Consider the following 16258-nt stretch of genomic DNA (forward strand, 5'->3'; position numbering starts at 1 on the left):
AACTCGTTGTTTTTATGCAGTTTCGAACGGCATGCCGCCGACGTCGCTAAATCCTGACTCCCGCCGGAACCGGTCCCCACTGGTTTTCGCGTCCCTGTGTGGGGATCAGCGCAAAGACCAGGATGATCAGGCTGCCGAAGGTCGGGATCAGGATGAGCAGGCAGAGCCAGCCGGTCAGGCCGAGGTCGTGCAGGCGGCGCACGATCATGCCGAGGCTGGGCAGGAAGGTGGCCAGCAGGAACATGCCGAAAAGCCCGACCGTCATCGCCGGCACCTGGGCGTTGTCGAAATTGCCTATCTCGGCATCGGTGAAAACGCCGATGCCCATGATCACCAGCAACGCGATCGTCCAGAACAGGCAATAGCCCCAATATTCCTTGCGGCGGGCGCGGCCGGCGAAATTGAAGTAGTTCCGGGTCACTCCGCGCCAGAAATAACCCCAGAGATCGGTGGGCTCGGCCGGCTCGGCGGCCCTGCCGAAATGCTGCGCCTGCGCTGCGCCGGCTGCCGGTGCGGGGCTGGCTTGCGCCGGTGCGGCGCTTGTGGCGGCGTCGGCGGGGCTTGCGGCCTGGGCGGCGATCGAGAAAACGTCACGCGCCTGGCCGCCGCCCGCCTGGAACTCGACCGCCGTCCCTTTGGGCATCGCAGTTTGCCGGCGAAGGTTCTCGCGGGTGAAAGTGTAGCGGTTGCCGTCGGCTCCGGTGATGAAGCCGAAGCCCTGGTCCTCGTCATAGTGGAGCACTTCGCCACGCATCAACCACCCCCTTTGTCGCCACGTCGATCGCCACGTCCCCGCCAAGGTGTGACACAGGGCCGAGCCAGCGGGCAAGGCCCTGCGGCTTGGCTACCATATCAGCGGCAAATCAAGCATAAGGTTCACGTGCAGCCGTCTTCGCCAAGGCAGACCATGACAGTCGAGCATTCTGATGCCAGCGCCGCGACCGAGGGCGGGCAGATTGTTAATCCTCCTACACTGGCCATCGACGCCACCGGCCTGATGTTCTGGCCGCCCGGCAAGGGCCTGGCGGGCATTCCGCGGGTGGAAAGCTTTCTCGTCAACGCGGCGTTGGTGGATCCCGACCCGGCTGTGCAGGTGGTGGCGTTCAGGCCTGGCGAAGGCCGGTTCCGGCCGCTTGCCGCCTATGAACAGGGCCATGTCGCGGCGGGCGAGATTTCACCGCATCGTGTCAAGCGGTGGCCGGGACGAAGTCCGGCGCTGCGGCAGGCTTTCGAGGCGGTGCGGCAGCAGCCCTGGGACAAGCGCGAGACGGACCGTCACCTGGCCAAGACGGTGACCAACGGCGGCAAGGGGATCGCCTACCAGGCGACGAGGCTGTTGATCCGCGCCTATCGTCTGTACCAGCGGGCGAGGATCCGGTCGGGTTTACGCCAGGATGCTCCGAGCCGGCCGCCCGAGACGGAGCCCGGCCTTGTCCTGATCAGCCATCACATCCTGACGCAGGAGGACCGGTCCGCCGTTTCGGGCGCCGCCGGCAAGCTTGCCTTCCTGTGCCACGATCTTATCCCGGCATTGCGCCCAGACCTGCTCGGCTCGAGCACCGGCGAGCGCCGCTTCGGCTCCTATCTCGAGCAGCTCGTGCGCAGCGGCGCGCCAGCATTCTGCGCCTCCGACGAGGTCGGCGCGACGCTGACCGAGCATATGCGCAAGGCCGGCATCGCCGCACCGGCGGTGTATCGCTTTCCGATGCCTTCGATCCTGCACGAGACGGCGTCGCGCATGGGCAAGACCTCGCGCATCGAGGCCGGCGAGCCGTTCGTGCTCTATTGCTCGACCATCGAAGTGCGCAAGAACCACATATTGCTGGCGCGGATCTGGCAGCAGGCATGGGAAGAAGGCGTCAAGCTGCCAAGGCTTGTCTGCGCGGGGCGCTGGGGCTGGATGATCGAGCCGCTGCGCGCCTATCTGAAGGCGCATCCCGAGCTGCTCCAGTCGGTTACATTCACCGGACTGGTCAGCGACGAGCAGCTCATCCAATATTACCGCAGCGCCACGTTCGGCGTCTTTCCCTCGCATATAGAGGGCTGGGGCTACGGCGCCTCGGAATGTCTCGATTTCGGCGTTCCGGTCATCGTCTCGACCACACCGTCGCTGATCGAGGCGAGCGGCGAGCTGATGCCGGCGATCGATTCCGAAGACCAGCAGGGTTGGTACGCGGCGATCCGCAAGATGGCCGACGACCATGCCTGGCGCTCCTCGCTGGCCGAGCGCATCGCCCAAAACCACCGGCCGACACCGGCATCGGCGAGCTGGGCCGCCATCAAGGCCGGCTTGCAGGCGAGCGCGTCCCGCCGCTTGTAGATCTTACGAGGGCCGCTTGGCCTTCCTGTGCTTCGGCGGGCCGGCATTGTCGAATTTCGGCTTGCCCGGCTTTTTTGCCCACGGCTTTGCCTCATGCGCGGCTGCCGGGCGCTGGTCGGCCGAAGCCGGCGCACGCTTCTCGAACTTCCGCTTCGGAGCGTTCGGGTCGAATGGCGCCTTGCCGCGATGCGGTTTCTTGTCCGGGCTCGGCGGCTGATAGCCGGCCCGCGACAGGTCCGGCGTGCCCTCCAGCCGCTTCACCACGATGTTGCCCTGCAATTTGCGGTCGGGTCCGATGGCGGCGAGAAACCGGTCGGCCCAGTCCTCGGCGATCTGCACGAAGGTTTCTTCCGGCTGCATCTTGATGGCGCCGATCTCGCGCTTCGAGATGCTGCCGGCGCGGCACAGCATGGGGATCAGCCAGCGCGGCTCGGCATTCTGCCGGCGGCCGACCGACAGCGAGAACCAGACGCTGGCGCCGAAATCGTCACGGCGGCTCGGCGCTTCGTCGCGTTGCGCGAACTTTTCACCCGCCGGTCTTTCACGCGAAGGCGTGAAGGGTGCCACGTCCATCAGATCCTCGGGCGCCGAGCGGCTGGCACGGCATTGGCGCACGAAAGCGGCCGCCACCTGCTCGGCGCCATGGCGAGCGAGAAGCGCGTCGATAAACTCGCGCTCATCGTCCTTTACCGGCTCGTCGAAGGCCGGGTCGGCGAGAATACGCTCGTCGTCGCGGCGGATCACGTCGTCGGCCGAGGGCGGGCTTGCCCAGGTCGCTTTGAGGCCGGCATTCTGCAACAGCCGCTCGGTGCGCCTGCGGGCGCTGCCCGGCACGATCAGCGCGCTGACGCCCTTACGCCCGGCGCGGCCGGTGCGGCCGCTGCGGTGAAGCAGCGTTTCCGGATTGGTCGGCAGGTCGGCATGGATGACCAGTTCGAGATTGGGCAGGTCGATGCCGCGCGCGGCGACATCGGTGGCGATACAGACTTTCGCGCGGCCGTCGCGCATCGCCTGCAGCGCATGGCTGCGCTCGTTCTGGCTGAGCTCGCCCGAAAGCGCCACGACGGAGAAATTGCGGTTGTTGAAACGGGCGGTCAGATGGTTGACGGCGGCGCGGGTGTTGCAGAACACCAGCGCGTTCTTCGCCTCATAAAAACGCAGCACGTTGATGATGGCGTTCTCGCGGTCGGCCTGGGCGACGTTGAGCGCCCGGTATTCGATGTCGAGATGCTGCTTTTCCTCACCGGCCGCCGAAATCCGCACGGCATCGCGCTGATAGCCTTGCGCCAGCGTGGCGATGGAGCGCGGCACGGTGGCCGAGAACATCAGCGTGCGGCGTTCGGCAGGTGCAGCGTCGAGGATGAATTCGAGGTCCTCGCGGAAACCGAGATCGAGCATCTCGTCGGCCTCGTCGAGCACCACGGCCTTGAGCGCCGACATGTCGAGCGATTGCCGTGTGATGTGGTCGCGCAGGCGGCCGGGCGTGCCGACGACGATGTGGGCGCCGCGCTCCAGCGCCCGCCGCTCGGTGCGCATGTCCATGCCGCCGACGCAGGACGCCACCGTGGCGCCGGTCGGCTCGTAGAGCCATTCCAGTTCGCGCGTCACCTGCAGCGCCAGCTCGCGCGTCGGTGCCACCGCCAATGCCAGTGGGGCCGTGGCAGCGCCAAAGCGCTCGGCGCCGTCGAGCAACGTCGGCGCCATGGCAAGGCCGAAGGCCACTGTCTTGCCGGAGCCGGTCTGCGCCGACACCAGCGCGTCGGCCTGGCCGAGTTCCAGCACCGCCTTCTGCACCGGCGTCAGTTCGGAATAGCCGCGTTTTTCCAGCGCCTGTGCCAGCGCCGGGACGATACCTTCAAAGTTGGACATCTCACTCTTTCGGAATTCAGGGTTCTGCGCTCATCATGGGGCACAGGTCCGGGGCCGGCGTTGCGCCAGCCAAACAATCTTGGCCGTTCGTACTTCCTGCGACCGCTCTTGTACAGGGCGCGCCATCAAGGCCATGCGACGCAGCGCCAATTGACTCCTGCCGCAAACCGCGTAAAAGCCCGCTTCGAACGGGATCGTTTTTCGATGCGCGGCCTTTTGATGGCTCTTCTTGCATTCGACGCCCCCAGCCACAATGTAAAGCATTGGGCCGGGCGCTTAGACGTGTCCGTCCGTTCCAGCAAAACCATGGCCAAAACCACCACCAAAACGGTGTGATTCCCTTGGCCTAACCACCCTCTCCCGGGTTCGGCCCGGGGGACGGAACCCGCATTGGCCGGCGGGTTTTCTCCAACAAACCAAGCGGAGAGGGACAGGAGATCTTTATGAGTTTCAAGGTTGCAGTCGTCGGCGCCACGGGCAATGTGGGCCGGGAAATGCTCAACATACTGGAAGAGCGCGGCTTTCCGGTAAGCGAAGTGGTGGCACTCGCCTCGCGGCGCAGCCAGGGCACGGAAGTGTCGTTCGGCGACCGCACGCTGAAGGTCAGGACGCTCGACCAGTATGATTTCTCCGACACCGACATCTGCATCATGTCGGCCGGCGGCAATGTCTCCAAGGAATGGTCGCCGAAGATCGGCAAGCAGGGCTGCGTCGTCATCGATAATTCGTCGGCCTTCCGCTATGACCAGGACGTGCCGCTGATCGTGCCGGAAGTGAACCCGGACGCGATCTCGCTGTTCACGCGCAAGAACATCATCGCCAACCCGAACTGCTCGACGGCACAGCTGGTCGTGGCGCTGAAGCCGCTGCATGATTTCGCCACCATCAAGCGCGTCGTCGTCGCCACCTACCAGTCGGTGTCGGGCGCCGGCAAGGAAGGCATGGACGAGCTGTTCACGCAGACCCGCGCGGTGTTCGTCGCCGACCAGGTCGACGTCAAGAAGTTCACCAAGCGCATCGCCTTCAACGTCATTCCGCATATCGACGTCTTCCTCGATGACGGTTTCACCAAGGAAGAGTGGAAGATGGTCGCCGAGACCAAGAAGATGCTCGACCCCAAGATCAAGCTGACGGCGACCTGCGTGCGCGTGCCGGTGTTCATCGGCCATTCGGAAGCGGTCAACATCGAGTTCGAAAAGCCGATCACGGCGGATGAGGCGCGCGACATCCTGCGTGACGCTCCCGGCTGCCAGGTCTTGGACAAGCGCGAGGACGGCGGCTACATCACGCCGCTGGAATCGGCCGGCGAGGATGCCACCTTCATCTCGCGCATCCGCGAGGATTCGACCGTCGACAACGGCCTGTCGATGTGGGTCGTCTCCGACAATCTGCGCAAGGGCGCTGCCCTCAATGCCGTGCAGATCGCCGAGCTTCTGGTCGAGCGCGGCCTGATCCAGCCGAAGAAGAAGGCGGCTTAATTTACCGCTCACGGGCCGCACCGCCGCTGCCGCGGCTGGCCCTCCGCGAGGGCGCCGGACGACCGGCGGCCCGCGGTCGCGGGCTCGGCCTTCGGCCGTTAGCTCCCTTCTCCCCGTCACTATACGGGGAGAAGGTGCCGGCAGGCGGATGAGGGGCAGCACGGGCCTCTGATGGGAAACGACCATAAGAGATCGCGCTAAAATCACTCCGCGCCCGGCCAGCGGCTCAGACGCCGCCGCCATCGCGACCATGATGCGTGCGGCGCTCAATGCCTTCGACTGGATGCCGGTGCTGCACACGCCGGAGGAAGACCTTTTCTTCATCCGCGACATCGTTCTGCCAAGGCAGAAGGTGACGGTCGCCGCGGCCGGCAGCGAGATTGTCGGCTTCATCGCCGTCAGCGGCGAATGGGTGGAACAACTCTATCTCGACCCGACCTGGACGGGGCAAGGCATAGGCAGCCGGCTGCTGACGGACGCGACCGCTGCCCTGCCGGTCGTGAAACTCCATTGTTTCCAGGCCAACACCGGCGCCCGGCGCTTCTACGAGCGCCACGGGTTCCGTGCTGAGTCGTTTGGCGATGGCACGACCAATGAGGAAGGCCTGCCGGATATTCTGTACGTCCGCAGGTACTGATCAAAAATGTGTATGCTCTACTTCGGATCGAGCAAGGCATCGAGATGATCGCTCTCCGATGACATGCGGCCGCTCGCGATTGCCTCAACATCCTCGCGCCGTAAATCCTTGGTTGCGAATGATTGCCTGGCTAGCTCCCGCAGCAACCCCATTGCCTCCTCCGCCCGCTCGGCCGGCACGAACAGATGATCATGATAAAACGCCGAGACCGGATTGACGCCCATGCCGGCGCTCGCCAGCCGTGTGGTGATGGCGGCGAGGAAGCCGACGGCTTCCAGCGATGAGTGGATGTTCAGCGTGATCATCCGGCAGCGGAACGAGGCGGTCAGTCCGGCTGCCTTTGCCGCCGCCTCGGTCACGATCAGCGTCGTGCCCTCGCGCTCGCGAAACACCATCACCGGATCGAGGCCCTCGGGCTGGAGAACCCCAGGTGCCAGCGTGGCGAAGATATAGATGCCGTCGAGCAATTCCGGCGTCATCGATGCCAACAGTGTTTTCAGATCGGTTTCGCCGGTCATTTTTCGTCTCGCCTGATGCAACGCGTCGCCCGCTCCTCAATAGCCGCCGCAAACGAACGCCGATAGCTTTGTCTGTGGCGATCAAACAGCTTTGCGGTGGCGCCGGCACCAAAAAGAATCCGGCGGTGTAGGATCAACGCCCCATGCGGCGTCCTTGGTTCGACCCCAGCGAAAGGGCTCGAACCATCAGGAGGGAACACCAATGAGCATTTCCGAAACCGCGCCTGTCTCGTCCGGCGCCTTGTGGACCGGCCGTGTGCTCAGCGGCCTCATCATCCTGTTCATGATCTTCGACGGCGCCATCAAGCTGCCGCCGCTCGATGTCGTCACCCAGACGATGGTGCCGCTCGGCTGGCCGGCCGATGCCAATGTCGCGCGCCTGCTCGGCGTCATCGGCCTGGTCGCGACGGCGCTCTACGCCTTGCCACGCACTTCGGTGCTCGGCGCCATCCTGCTCACCGCCTATATGGGCGGGGCCATCGCCACCAATGCGCGGATCGGCAATCCGCTGTTCTCGCACACGCTGTTCGGCGTCTATCTCGGCATCATCCTGTGGGGCGGCCTTTATCTGCGCGACCCCAAGGTACGCGCGCTGATCCCGTTCGGCCGATAGTTTTGACGCAATTCCCTAGGGAAAGCGCTATGCGCTTTTCCCGGGAAAACCGCTTCACACTTTTCTGCTTAGGGAGAGAAAAATGTTCAGCACCATCCTCATTGTCCTGGTCGTCATCATCGCCGCGATCCTCATCTATGCCGCGACACGGCCGAATGACTTCGTCACCACCCGCACGGCCATCATCAAGGCGCCGCCGGAAGCGATCTTCCCGCTGATCAACGATTTCAGCCGCTGGCCGACTTGGTCGCCTTACGAGAAGCTCGATACCGACATGAAGCGCACGCTCTCCGGCGCGCAAAGCGGCAAGGGCGCCGTCTATGCCTGGGAAGGCAATGGCAAGGCCGGCAAAGGGCGCATGGAGATCGTCAATTCGGTGCCGTCGTCGCTGGTCGCGCTCAAGCTCGATTTCGAGAAGCCGTTCCGCGCCAACAACGGTGTCGACTTCACCCTGACGCCATCGGGCGAGAACACCGCCGTCAGTTGGTCCATGCGCGGTAGCCGGCCTTTCATCGCCAAGCTTATGGGCCTGTTCATGAATTTCGACACGCTGATCGGCCGGGATTTCGAGGTCGGCCTCGCCAATCTGAAGCGTAGCACCGAGGCATGATCCGACTGGACCCAGCCGCTCGCCGGAAGTTGCCCGAGCGAGCGGCGCCAAGATCTTCATCCTCTCTTGGATCAAATCAGCCGTCCGCGAGTTAAGCCCTTGGCGGAGCGATGGCGATCCCCCTGTGAGAGGAACAAAAATGAAGAAAATCATGACCATTCTGGTGCTGACGATGGCGTTGGGCGCGTGCTCGCAGACGGAAAAAGGCGCGGCTATCGGCGGACTGGGTGGCGCGGCGGTTGGTGCCGCGGTCGCCGGCGATCCGGTGCAAGGCGCGATTGTCGGAGGCGCTGTCGGTGCGGTGGCCGGGGCGCTGATCGGCCATGCCAGCGAAAGCGGCCAGTGCCGTTACCGCGACCGCCACGGGCGGGTCTATGTCGACCGCTGCCCGAGTGGCTATTGAGCGGCGACCAGCATTGAAAACAGCAAAACGGCGGGCACAGGCCCGCCGTTTTCAATCGAAAACGACCTACAGCAGTTCCCGGATCGACTCCCAAGCGTCGCGGCCGAGACGCGCATCGGCATGATCATTGCCGCCATGGGCGTGCGATCCCGATCGCGGCGTGGTTTCCCCTGGCAGGAGAATGCGGTGGCCGGCATCGGGGGTTGAAACGAGGCGCGTGGCCTTTCCGGCATCCTTTCGACGCCGGACGATCGACTGCGCAAAATCCAGGGATGGCCACAGCGCATCGTCGCCACCCGCGACGAGCACCATCTCCGCTACGGTTGCCTCGACGGGGATGGCGGCCCTGTCGGCTTCCCGTTTGAAGTTCGCCAGGCAGTGCTCGAAAAGTCCCCTGTAGGACATAAGGCCATCGACATAGCTCGCGTTCCAGTCCGGTTCGGTCGGAACAAAGGGGAGCGGGACCCCCTTCAGCGTCCATGACGATCGCTCGGGCCAACTGATGCCGTCGCGGCCCGGCCCGATATTGCCCCAAACCACCGATGTCGGGCTGATCGCGACCACGGCATCGATGCGCGGGTCGTGAACGGCCGCAAGCAGCGATGCCTCGGCGCCTTTGGAGGTGCCGACATAGACGATGCGCCGGCATCCCAGTGCGACAAGACAGTCCGTTGCCGCGAAAAACGTCTCTAGGGGGATTTCACAGATTCCAGGCACCTGGCCTTCGCCGCCGAACCACTGGAGCGCGAGCGCGGACACCCCTTCCCTGGCAAACAGCCGGGCGCGGGGGACGTCGACACGGCCGCTCGAGCCGCTCAGCACCACGACGCCCGTCGTGGTGTCAGGGCATCGCAAGAGCGTTCCGGCAACGCCGCCGGACAGGATTTCTTTCGTGACTGCCTGTTCGCCCATCCGCTCCCATCAGTCTGAATGCCGTGGCACTGTCGGACAATAGCAAAACGGCGGGCACTGGCCCGCCGTTTTGTCGTTGCGATGAAGCGATATTATTCGGCCGTGGCGGCTTCCGCCTCGGCCGGTGCCGCGGAAGCGGCCGCAACGGCGGCGGCAGCGTCTTCCTGCGCCTTCTTCAGCAGCGCGGCGCGTTCCTGCGCCTTCTTGCCCGGCTCGGCCTTCTTCGGGTTGGAGCGGGCGTCGCGCTTGGCAAGGCCGGCTTCGTCGAGGAAGCGCAGCACGCGGTCGGTCGGCTGGGCGCCGTGCGACAGCCAATGCTTGACACGGTCGGCGTCAACCTTGACGCGCTCGCCGTCCTTCGGCAGCAGCGGGTTCCACGAGCCGAGCGACTCGATGAACCGGCCGTCGCGCGGCGAACGGGCGTCGGCGACGACGACGTGGTAGTAAGGACGCTTCTTCGAGCCCGCACGGGCCAGTCTGATCTTCAGTGCCATTTTCTTTTCTCCTAAAAGCTCTGATTTCGTTTGATATGTTTGACTGAGATTTTCAGCCGGTTTTCATCACGCCGTTGGCAGCGGCGATCTGTTCGTGGTGACGGATCACTTCGCGGACGACGAAGTTGAGGAATTTTTCCGCGAAATCGGGATCGAGATGCGCGTCCTTGGCCAGCTGGCGCAGACGGGCGATCTGCTGCTGCTCGCGCGCCGGGTCGGCCGGCGGCAGGCCATGTTCGGCCTTCAGCACGCCGACCGCTTTGGTGCAGCGAAAGCGCTCGGCCAGCATGTGGATGAGGGCGGCATCGATGTTGTCGATCGAAGCGCGGTAGCCAGCCAGGATGGCGCGGGCGTCGGTCATGTCCTTTTCTTCGTTCATCCGTATTCTCACTTCTTCTTGCCAAGGCCCGGCAGTCCGCCTCCGCCGAGGCCGGGAAGCCCCGGAAGTTTCATGCCACCGGGCAGGCCGGGCAGGCCACCGCCGCCGGGAAGGCCACCAGGCAGACCCTTCATGCCGCCGAGGCCGGCGGCCTGCGCCTGCTTCTGCAAGGCTTCGAGCTGCTTGGGGTCCATCTTGGAGAGATCGGGCATGCCGCCCATGCCACCCATACCGCCGGGCATCATGCCGCCGAGGCCCATCTTGGAGGCCAAGCCGCCCATCATGCCGCGCATCAGGCCGCCGCCTTTGCCCTTGCCGCCCATCGCCTTCATCATGTCGGCCATGCCGCGATGCATCTTCAAGAGCTTGTTGATCTCGGCGGCATCGGTGCCGGAGCCGGCGGCGATGCGCTTCTTGCGCGAGTGTTTCAGAATATCGGGATTGGCGCGCTCGGCCTTGGTCATCGAGGAGATGATGGCGAGCTGGCGACCGAACATCTTGTCGTCGAGGCCGGCGGCGGCCATCTGGTCCTTCATCTTGCCCATGCCGGGCATCATGCCCATGATGCCGCCCATGCCGCCCATTTTCGACATCTGCTGAAGCTGCTGGGCGAGGTCGTTCAGGTCGAACTTGCCCGACTGCATCTTCTTGGCCATCGCCGCCGCCTGCTCGGCGTCGATGTTTTCGGCGGCCTTTTCGACGAGGCTGACGATGTCGCCCATGCCGAGGATGCGGTCGGCGATGCGCTTGGGGTGGAATTCCTCCAGCCCGTCCATCTTTTCGCCGGTGCCGATCAGCTTGATCGGCTTGCCGGTGACGGCGCGCATCGAAAGCGCCGCACCGCCACGGCCGTCGCCGTCCATGCGGGTCAGCACAAGCCCGGTGATGCCGACGCGCTCGTCGAAACTCTTGGCCAGGTTGACGGCGTCCTGGCCGGTCAGCGAATCCGCGACCAACAGGATCTCGTGCGGGCTCGACACCTTCTTGATGTCGGCCATCTCGACCATCAGCGGCTCGTCGATATGGGTGCGGCCGGCGGTGTCGAGGATGACGACGTCATGGCCGCCGAGCTTGGCGGCCTGCACGGCGCGCTTGGCGATGTCGACCGGGTTCTGGCCAGCAATAATCGGCAGCGTCGCGACCTTGACCTGCTCGCCGAGCTGGCGCAGCTGCTCTTGCGCGGCAGGCCGCCGCGTGTCGAGCGAGGCCATCAGGACCTTCTTGTTCTGGCGCTCGCTCAGCCGCTTGGCGATCTTGGCCGACGTGGTCGTCTTGCCGGAGCCCTGCAGGCCGACCATCATGATCACGACAGGGGCCGGCGCGTTGAGGTCGATGGCGACGCCTTCGGCGCCCAGCATGTCGACCAGCTCGTCATGGACGATCTTGACGACCATCTGGCCAGGCTTGATCGACTTCAGCACCGCGGCGCCGACAGCCTTCTCGCGCACCTTGTCGGTGAAGGAGCGCACCACTTCCAGCGCGACGTCAGCCTCGAGCAGCGCACGGCGCACCTCGCGCAGCGCCGCCGAGACATCAGCCTCGGACAGCGCGCCGCGGCCGGTGAGGCCGTTCAGGATGGAGCCAAGACGCTCCTGCAGCGATTCAAACATTCTGTTTCCTTTTCCCTGGCACCCGGATGGTGCCCGAGAGGTAATGCGTTCGCGCCAACTGTCCAATCAAAAGCAAAGCCCAAAACCAAAAAGCACCCGGGGGCGCTCAGCGCTGCCGGGTGTTGGCCTCCAGGATCTCTTTACAGCACCCACCTCAAAGAGGCTTCGGCGTCCTGGTCGGCTTGCTCGGAGGGATACTCGTCGCGGGATTCGGGGCGTGTAGACAGGAAATCGACCGAAGAGTCAAGGTCTGGGCCGGATCGGTAGTGTCTCCTGCAATGGCCGCTGGCGTATCGCAGACGCTCTGGTCAATGGAAGACCTTTGCGAGAAGATGGACGCCGTTGCACCGAAGCCGGGCAAGCGTAGCCCTTACAAGAAACGGGTAGCATGCGCATAGAGTTCTATGGACTACATCTTGATCTATCTTCGGATTGGGCTGACATAACAGACGATGTGCCAGAGGGTGTACCAACCCTCGCTCGCCCCTCAGGAATTGGAGCGTTTCAGTTCACGATTGCCCGCTATGCCGGAGGCAGACATCCGCGAGTCAGTATAGTTGCACTGCGAAGCGTGCTCGCGGAGTTTTGCGGAAAGCATGCCCGAGTGTTTGACGATCCGGTTACAAACATGGGCAAGGTGTTTTCTGTTGGGTGTGTGTCCCACGATCTCAGTGAGACACTTGGAGTATGGTACGTCTCCAACGGAAGTGACGTCGTTTTGGCCACCTACCTCGCCTTGTCCGTCAATAGTCCAGAGGTGGCGTCAGAGTTGGCTGAAGTCAGGCAATCGATAGCGACTGTGGATTTTTGACGGTCCGAGAATTTCAAACTGAGACACTACCGCCAACTCGCACCGCGATCAGGCCGTGCTCTTGGCGTCCTCTAGCCTATGGCCTCGGCAATCGGAATTGTTTCCGTCAGGATTCGACTATCCCAGTTGTCGCCAGCGGCCGCGGTCGCGACCGCTGGTTCTCCGTCAACGCACCACGTACATGATGCGCCGTGTCTGCGGATCGATCAGCGCCGGCTGACCGTTCACGTAGACATAGCGGTAGTTGTAGTCGGGGATTTCGCGCAGCTCGACCGTGTCGGGCAAGGTCGCGCCGGTCACCACCTCGCCGTCGAGATAGACGGGGTCGAGGCGATGCGTATCGACATAGGTGCGGACTTCGGTGGGAGGCGGGGGAAAGACGTCCTCGGCCGGCTCGCCGGCGACGATCGCCCCGGTATAGTCGGTCGAATAATTGCCGATGTCTTCCGGCGGCGAGACGATGGCAACGCTGGAGCCGTGCGGACGCTGCGTCAGCACCACCCGGCTGCCGCTGAAATCGGCCGTCACATAGTCGGAATAGACCCAACCCTGGCCGCCGGCTTCGGCGATGGTGCACCATTTGCTGTTTTCGATGCAGCCATTGAGCGTCGCCGACTGGCCGGCGGCGAGCACGCCGATAACAGGATATTGCGGGCCGGGGCCGGCGCGCACGTTGAGATCGGTGACGGCCGAGACGGCGGTGTCGGCAAACGCGGCACCCGACATCACGGTCATCATCCCGGCGATTGCGGGAAACAATAGGGATTTCATGGTTTTCTCTCCGTTTTCATGGTCCCTCGGGGGTGAGAACGGGGCAGCGGCGCATGCGTTCCGGCTAAAACGCCGGCGCCAACTCACGATTTGTTCGCGCGTCTTTCGGCAGGCCGGTCAAAAGCTCGTGAACGAAGGCCAGTTTTCGCGCCGTAACGTCCGAAATGACGAAGGGATAGAGGTCGGGCAGGCCCATGCAGCGGTTGATCGAGTTGGAGGCCTCCGACAGTACCAGCCAGCGCGCCAGGACCTTTTCGAAGGGCTCGGGCGTGTTGGCTGGCTCCGAAGGGGCGGCCTGCAGTTCGCCGCCGGTGTCGCCGCGCGGCAAATCGTTGGCCTCCACCGTCTCCAGTCGGCCGAGCGGGAAGTTCAGCGCATGGACCATCTCCAGCGTGTCGGTGATGTGCAGATGGTGGGCCCAGGTTTCGGCCCAGTCCTCCCAGGGATGCGAGGTGGCATAGGCCGAGATGTGGTTTTGCTGCCAGTCGGGTGGCGCGCCATTGGCGTAATGGGCCTTAAGCGCCTGCTCGTAGTCGGCGCGGTCGTCGCCGAACAGAGCGCGGAAAGCGTCCAGCCTTCGCGCATCGTCGCGGATCAGGCGGTCCCAGTAGTAGTGGCCGAGCTCGTGGCGGAAATGGCCGAGCAGCGTCCGGTAATTCTCACCCATCTCGATGCGGCGCTTCTCGCGCTCGGCTGAATCGGCCTCGGCGACGTTGAGCGTGATCAGGCCATTGTCATGGCCGGTCAGGATGCGTTCGCCCCCCGGACCGCCACCGATCGGATCGGCGAGGAAGTCGAAGGCGAGGCCCACCTCGTCCGTCGGGCCCTGCTTGGGAGCCACCGGCAGGCCGAAGGCGAGCAGCGAATAGATGGCGCGCTTCTTCGCCGCCTCGACCCGGATCCAGCGGCGGCGGTTGCCGTCGACGGAGAGATCGGGGATCAGCTGGTTCAGCCCGCAGGCGCGGCAAAAACCCTGCCCCGGTTCGGCCATCCAGTTGCAGGCGCATTCATCGGCATTGGTGCACTGGAAGATGCCGTCGACACCCGACAGGGCAAAGCGGGCATGTTCGGGATCGTAGAGCACGAGGCTGGAGCAATTCAGGCACTGCGCGTTCTCGAAGTAGAGACGGTGGCCGCAATGCGGGCAGTCGAAGAGTTTCATGTCGGTCTCAAACCATCAGAGCCAGCATATAGGTGTCAGGCGGCAGCTGCCCAACGCCAATCGCCAGAGGGCGTTCCGCATGTCTCGAAGCAATTTCGCCGCAAGTTGGGCGGCGACCTGTCTTGCGACCGCTTCGCCGCCGCAGGTCCCATGGCTATTTCGACCCCGCCACAATAATCACTTGATCGTAGGCAAATTCCCCGGCATTCGCCAGCATCGTGCCGCGGACGGTGACAAATGCTCGTTTCGCTGGCAAATTCGCAGATGGGACGTGAATCAGGCAACCAGGAGAACAACATGGCATTTCTTGCCAAGGGTAGGATTTTAGCGGCAGCGGTGGTGGCTGTGCTGGGGCTGGCGACGGGTGCACAGGCGGCGCCCAGTTGCGGCAAGACCGGCGCCGGCTTCGATGCCTGGAAACAGGATTTTGCCGCGGACGCCAAGTCCGAAGGTGTCGGTTCGAAGGGTCTGGCCGCACTGGCCGGTGCGACCTATGCAACCAGGACGATCTCGGCCGACCGCGCCATCCACAAGGCCTTCAGCGGCTCGGTGGACGATTTCATGAAGCGCCGTGGTGGGGCGGCGATCATTTCCAAGGGTCGGTCGCTGAAGAAGTCGAACGCGGCGCTGTTCAGCCAGATCGAACAGAACTACGGCGTGTCGCCGGGTGTGCTGCTTGCTATCTGGGGCATGGAGACCGGCTTCGGCGCTTCCATGGGCAACCAGAATACGGTCTCGGCCATTTTGACGCTTGCTTATGACTGCCGCCGCCCGGCCTATTTTCATCCGCATGCCATTGCGGCCCTGAAGCTGGTCGATCGCGGCGCGTTGACCGCCTCGTCGGTCGGCGCCATGCATGGCGAGGTTGGCCATACGCAGTTCCTGCCTGGAAATGTCTTGAAATATGCAGTCGGCAGCGGAAACCTGCGCGACAAGGCGACAGCGCTGGCTTCCACCGCCAACTTCCTCAAGGGCCATGGCTGGCGGGCCGGCGCGAGCGCGAGCGCGAATATGGGCGCGATTGCCGGCTGGAATTCCGCAAGCGTCTATCAGCAGGCCATCGCCCGCATCGCCGACGCGATCGACGGCGGCTGATTGAACCCTCTGTTCGACGAAAAGCCCGGCCATGCGCCGGGCTTTTTGTTGATGGAACGGGACCGCCGCGTCTGGTCCCTATTTTACGTCAATCGCGTAGGAGCAGCCGGCCAGCGTCTTGCCGGGATGGGTATCGACGGTCGAGACATTGAGCGTGATGCGCGTGGCAAGACTGACGCCGCCGGTGTCCTCGGTGCTTTCGGCCACGACCTTCTCGCCCAGGAATTTGTCCTGCGTCGAGACCGTCGCCGGGACGTCGAGCTGCCGGGCAAGGTCGGGCGCGGCAATGCCGTCAAGCACGGCCATCGGCCCTGTCGCGGTGAAGACGATTGTCGCCGTCTCACGCCCGAAGACATGGATCGGGGCAGGCAGTAGATACTGCCGCAGGAAGGCATTGCCTGACGGCACCTCTTTCCAGCCCAGCGTGCTGGCCGCGCCGGGATCACCGGCCAGCCAAAGGGCATAGCCAGTATAGGCCGACAGGTCGGCCCTGCACTCGATCAGCGCGGCAAGGTCGAGCGAGGCGGGATCATAGTCGTCGGCTTTGGCAACAGCCAAACTCGCCAGGACAGCCAA

General features: G+C 64.1%; 17 protein-coding genes and 2 pseudogenes. 9 read left to right on the forward strand and 10 right to left on the reverse strand.

Annotation, left to right across the window (positions count from 1 at the left end):
* Positions 1-46 precede the first annotated feature (46 nt).
* On the reverse strand, positions 47-754 hold the full coding sequence (locus tag CKW40_RS25715; protein ID WP_095202643.1) for a DUF805 domain-containing protein: 708 nt from the start codon (positions 752-754) through the stop codon (positions 47-49).
* A 153-nt stretch (positions 755-907) separates the two neighbouring features.
* Between CKW40_RS25715 and CKW40_RS25720 the strand changes: the two genes are divergently transcribed.
* Positions 908-2320: a glycosyltransferase gene (locus tag CKW40_RS25720; RefSeq protein WP_095202644.1), complete on the forward strand. Its 1413-nt coding sequence runs from the start codon at positions 908-910 to the stop codon at positions 2318-2320.
* A gap of 3 nt (positions 2321-2323) precedes the next feature.
* Here the strand turns inward: CKW40_RS25720 and CKW40_RS25725 are convergent, their stop codons facing one another.
* A complete protein-coding gene (locus CKW40_RS25725) occupies positions 2324-4189 on the reverse strand; it encodes a DEAD/DEAH box helicase (protein WP_095202645.1) in 1866 nt (621 codons plus the stop codon).
* A 60-nt stretch (positions 4190-4249) separates the two neighbouring features.
* Between CKW40_RS25725 and CKW40_RS43130 the strand changes: the two genes are divergently transcribed.
* From CKW40_RS43130 to CKW40_RS25735, 3 genes are all read left to right on the forward strand, one after another.
* Complete coding sequence (locus tag CKW40_RS43130) at positions 4250-4525, forward strand: hypothetical protein (RefSeq protein WP_143748372.1); 276 nt, start codon at positions 4250-4252, stop codon at positions 4523-4525.
* A gap of 107 nt (positions 4526-4632) precedes the next feature.
* Complete coding sequence (locus CKW40_RS25730; protein ID WP_056574440.1) at positions 4633-5667, forward strand: aspartate-semialdehyde dehydrogenase; 1035 nt, start codon at positions 4633-4635, stop codon at positions 5665-5667.
* A gap of 253 nt (positions 5668-5920) precedes the next feature.
* The gene (locus CKW40_RS25735; RefSeq protein ID WP_244571291.1) at positions 5921-6304 is read left to right on the forward strand and encodes a GNAT family N-acetyltransferase; all 384 of its coding nucleotides are present in this window, start codon (positions 5921-5923) and stop codon (positions 6302-6304) included.
* Between the two features lie 119 nt (positions 6305-6423).
* Here the strand turns inward: CKW40_RS25735 and CKW40_RS25740 are convergent.
* A pseudogene (locus CKW40_RS25740) lies at positions 6424-6822 on the reverse strand (ACT domain-containing protein); the annotation flags it as partial.
* A 202-nt stretch (positions 6823-7024) separates the two neighbouring features.
* Between CKW40_RS25740 and CKW40_RS25745 the strand changes: the two are divergent.
* The 3 genes from CKW40_RS25745 to CKW40_RS25755 all read left to right on the forward strand — a co-directional run bounded on the left by CKW40_RS25745 (position 7025) and on the right by CKW40_RS25755 (position 8448).
* On the forward strand, positions 7025-7435 hold the full coding sequence (locus CKW40_RS25745) for a DoxX family protein (protein WP_095202648.1): 411 nt from the start codon (positions 7025-7027) through the stop codon (positions 7433-7435).
* Positions 7436-7517: 82 nt separating this feature from the next.
* Positions 7518-8045 carry an SRPBCC family protein gene (locus CKW40_RS25750; protein ID WP_095202649.1) on the forward strand — a complete coding sequence of 176 codons (528 nt, stop codon included), beginning with the start codon at positions 7518-7520 and terminating at the stop codon, positions 8043-8045.
* Between the two features lie 139 nt (positions 8046-8184).
* Positions 8185-8448: a YMGG-like glycine zipper-containing protein gene (locus CKW40_RS25755; RefSeq protein ID WP_095202650.1), complete on the forward strand. Its 264-nt coding sequence runs from the start codon at positions 8185-8187 to the stop codon at positions 8446-8448.
* A gap of 66 nt (positions 8449-8514) precedes the next feature.
* On the opposite strand, the gene CKW40_RS25760 is transcribed toward CKW40_RS25755, so the two are convergent.
* The 4 genes from CKW40_RS25760 to ffh form a co-directional block, all read right to left on the reverse strand.
* Positions 8515-9360: an acyl-CoA thioester hydrolase/BAAT C-terminal domain-containing protein gene (locus tag CKW40_RS25760; RefSeq protein WP_095202651.1), complete on the reverse strand. Its 846-nt coding sequence runs from the start codon at positions 9358-9360 to the stop codon at positions 8515-8517.
* A 92-nt stretch (positions 9361-9452) separates the two neighbouring features.
* Entirely contained in the window at positions 9453-9854 is a 402-nt protein-coding gene (gene rpsP, locus CKW40_RS25765; RefSeq protein ID WP_019862097.1) for a 30S ribosomal protein S16, read from the reverse strand.
* A 52-nt stretch (positions 9855-9906) separates the two neighbouring features.
* A complete protein-coding gene (locus CKW40_RS25770; RefSeq protein WP_095202652.1) occupies positions 9907-10233 on the reverse strand; it encodes a chorismate mutase in 327 nt (108 codons plus the stop codon).
* An 8-nt stretch (positions 10234-10241) separates the two neighbouring features.
* Positions 10242-11843 carry a signal recognition particle protein gene (gene ffh, locus CKW40_RS25775; RefSeq protein ID WP_095202653.1) on the reverse strand — a complete coding sequence of 534 codons (1602 nt, stop codon included), beginning with the start codon at positions 11841-11843 and terminating at the stop codon, positions 10242-10244.
* Positions 11844-12109: 266 nt separating this feature from the next.
* On the opposite strand from ffh, the pseudogene CKW40_RS45985 reads away from it, so the two are divergent.
* A pseudogene (locus CKW40_RS45985) lies at positions 12110-12241 on the forward strand (IS1 family transposase); the annotation flags it as partial.
* Positions 12242-12819: 578 nt separating this feature from the next.
* Here the strand turns inward: CKW40_RS45985 and CKW40_RS25785 are convergent.
* Positions 12820-13425: a DUF1236 domain-containing protein gene (locus tag CKW40_RS25785; protein WP_095202654.1), complete on the reverse strand. Its 606-nt coding sequence runs from the start codon at positions 13423-13425 to the stop codon at positions 12820-12822.
* Positions 13426-13489: 64 nt separating this feature from the next.
* Positions 13490-14587, reverse strand: coding sequence for a zinc-binding metallopeptidase family protein (locus tag CKW40_RS25790; protein ID WP_095202655.1), 1098 nt, complete (start codon positions 14585-14587; stop codon positions 13490-13492).
* 297 nt (positions 14588-14884) lie between these two features.
* On the opposite strand from CKW40_RS25790, the gene CKW40_RS25795 reads away from it, so the two are divergent.
* Entirely contained in the window at positions 14885-15682 is a 798-nt protein-coding gene (locus tag CKW40_RS25795) for a lytic murein transglycosylase (RefSeq protein ID WP_095202801.1), read from the forward strand.
* A 78-nt stretch (positions 15683-15760) separates the two neighbouring features.
* Here CKW40_RS25795 and CKW40_RS25800 read toward each other — a convergent pair whose 3' ends face one another.
* Entirely contained in the window at positions 15761-16249 is a 489-nt protein-coding gene (locus CKW40_RS25800) for a hypothetical protein (RefSeq protein WP_244571293.1), read from the reverse strand.
* Between the last annotated feature and the right edge of the window lie 9 nt (positions 16250-16258).

Origin of the sequence: Mesorhizobium carmichaelinearum (assembly GCF_900199455.1) — a bacterium.
In the GTDB taxonomy this organism is placed as follows: Bacteria; Pseudomonadota; Alphaproteobacteria; order Rhizobiales; family Rhizobiaceae; genus Mesorhizobium; species Mesorhizobium carmichaelinearum.

What these genes read in the sequence shown, in the direction of transcription:
- CKW40_RS25715 (WP_095202643.1), bottom strand. Translation starts at nt 754, where the DNA reads ATGCGTGGCGAAGTGCTCCACTATGACGAGGACCAGGGCTTCGGCTTC.
- CKW40_RS25720 (WP_095202644.1), top strand. Translation starts at nt 908, where the DNA reads ATGACAGTCGAGCATTCTGATGCCAGCGCCGCGACCGAGGGCGGGCAG.
- CKW40_RS25725 (WP_095202645.1), bottom strand. Translation starts at nt 4,189, where the DNA reads ATGTCCAACTTTGAAGGTATCGTCCCGGCGCTGGCACAGGCGCTGGAA.
- CKW40_RS25730 (WP_056574440.1), top strand. Translation starts at nt 4,633, where the DNA reads ATGAGTTTCAAGGTTGCAGTCGTCGGCGCCACGGGCAATGTGGGCCGG.
- CKW40_RS25735 (WP_244571291.1), top strand. Translation starts at nt 5,921, where the DNA reads ATGCGTGCGGCGCTCAATGCCTTCGACTGGATGCCGGTGCTGCACACG.
- CKW40_RS25745 (WP_095202648.1), top strand. Translation starts at nt 7,025, where the DNA reads ATGAGCATTTCCGAAACCGCGCCTGTCTCGTCCGGCGCCTTGTGGACC.
- CKW40_RS25750 (WP_095202649.1), top strand. Translation starts at nt 7,518, where the DNA reads ATGTTCAGCACCATCCTCATTGTCCTGGTCGTCATCATCGCCGCGATC.
- CKW40_RS25755 (WP_095202650.1), top strand. Translation starts at nt 8,185, where the DNA reads ATGAAGAAAATCATGACCATTCTGGTGCTGACGATGGCGTTGGGCGCG.
- CKW40_RS25760 (WP_095202651.1), bottom strand. Translation starts at nt 9,360, where the DNA reads ATGGGCGAACAGGCAGTCACGAAAGAAATCCTGTCCGGCGGCGTTGCC.
- rpsP (WP_019862097.1), bottom strand. Translation starts at nt 9,854, where the DNA reads ATGGCACTGAAGATCAGACTGGCCCGTGCGGGCTCGAAGAAGCGTCCT.
- CKW40_RS25770 (WP_095202652.1), bottom strand. Translation starts at nt 10,233, where the DNA reads ATGAACGAAGAAAAGGACATGACCGACGCCCGCGCCATCCTGGCTGGC.
- ffh (WP_095202653.1), bottom strand. Translation starts at nt 11,843, where the DNA reads ATGTTTGAATCGCTGCAGGAGCGTCTTGGCTCCATCCTGAACGGCCTC.
- CKW40_RS25785 (WP_095202654.1), bottom strand. Translation starts at nt 13,425, where the DNA reads ATGAAATCCCTATTGTTTCCCGCAATCGCCGGGATGATGACCGTGATG.
- CKW40_RS25790 (WP_095202655.1), bottom strand. Translation starts at nt 14,587, where the DNA reads ATGAAACTCTTCGACTGCCCGCATTGCGGCCACCGTCTCTACTTCGAG.
- CKW40_RS25795 (WP_095202801.1), top strand. Translation starts at nt 14,885, where the DNA reads ATGGCATTTCTTGCCAAGGGTAGGATTTTAGCGGCAGCGGTGGTGGCT.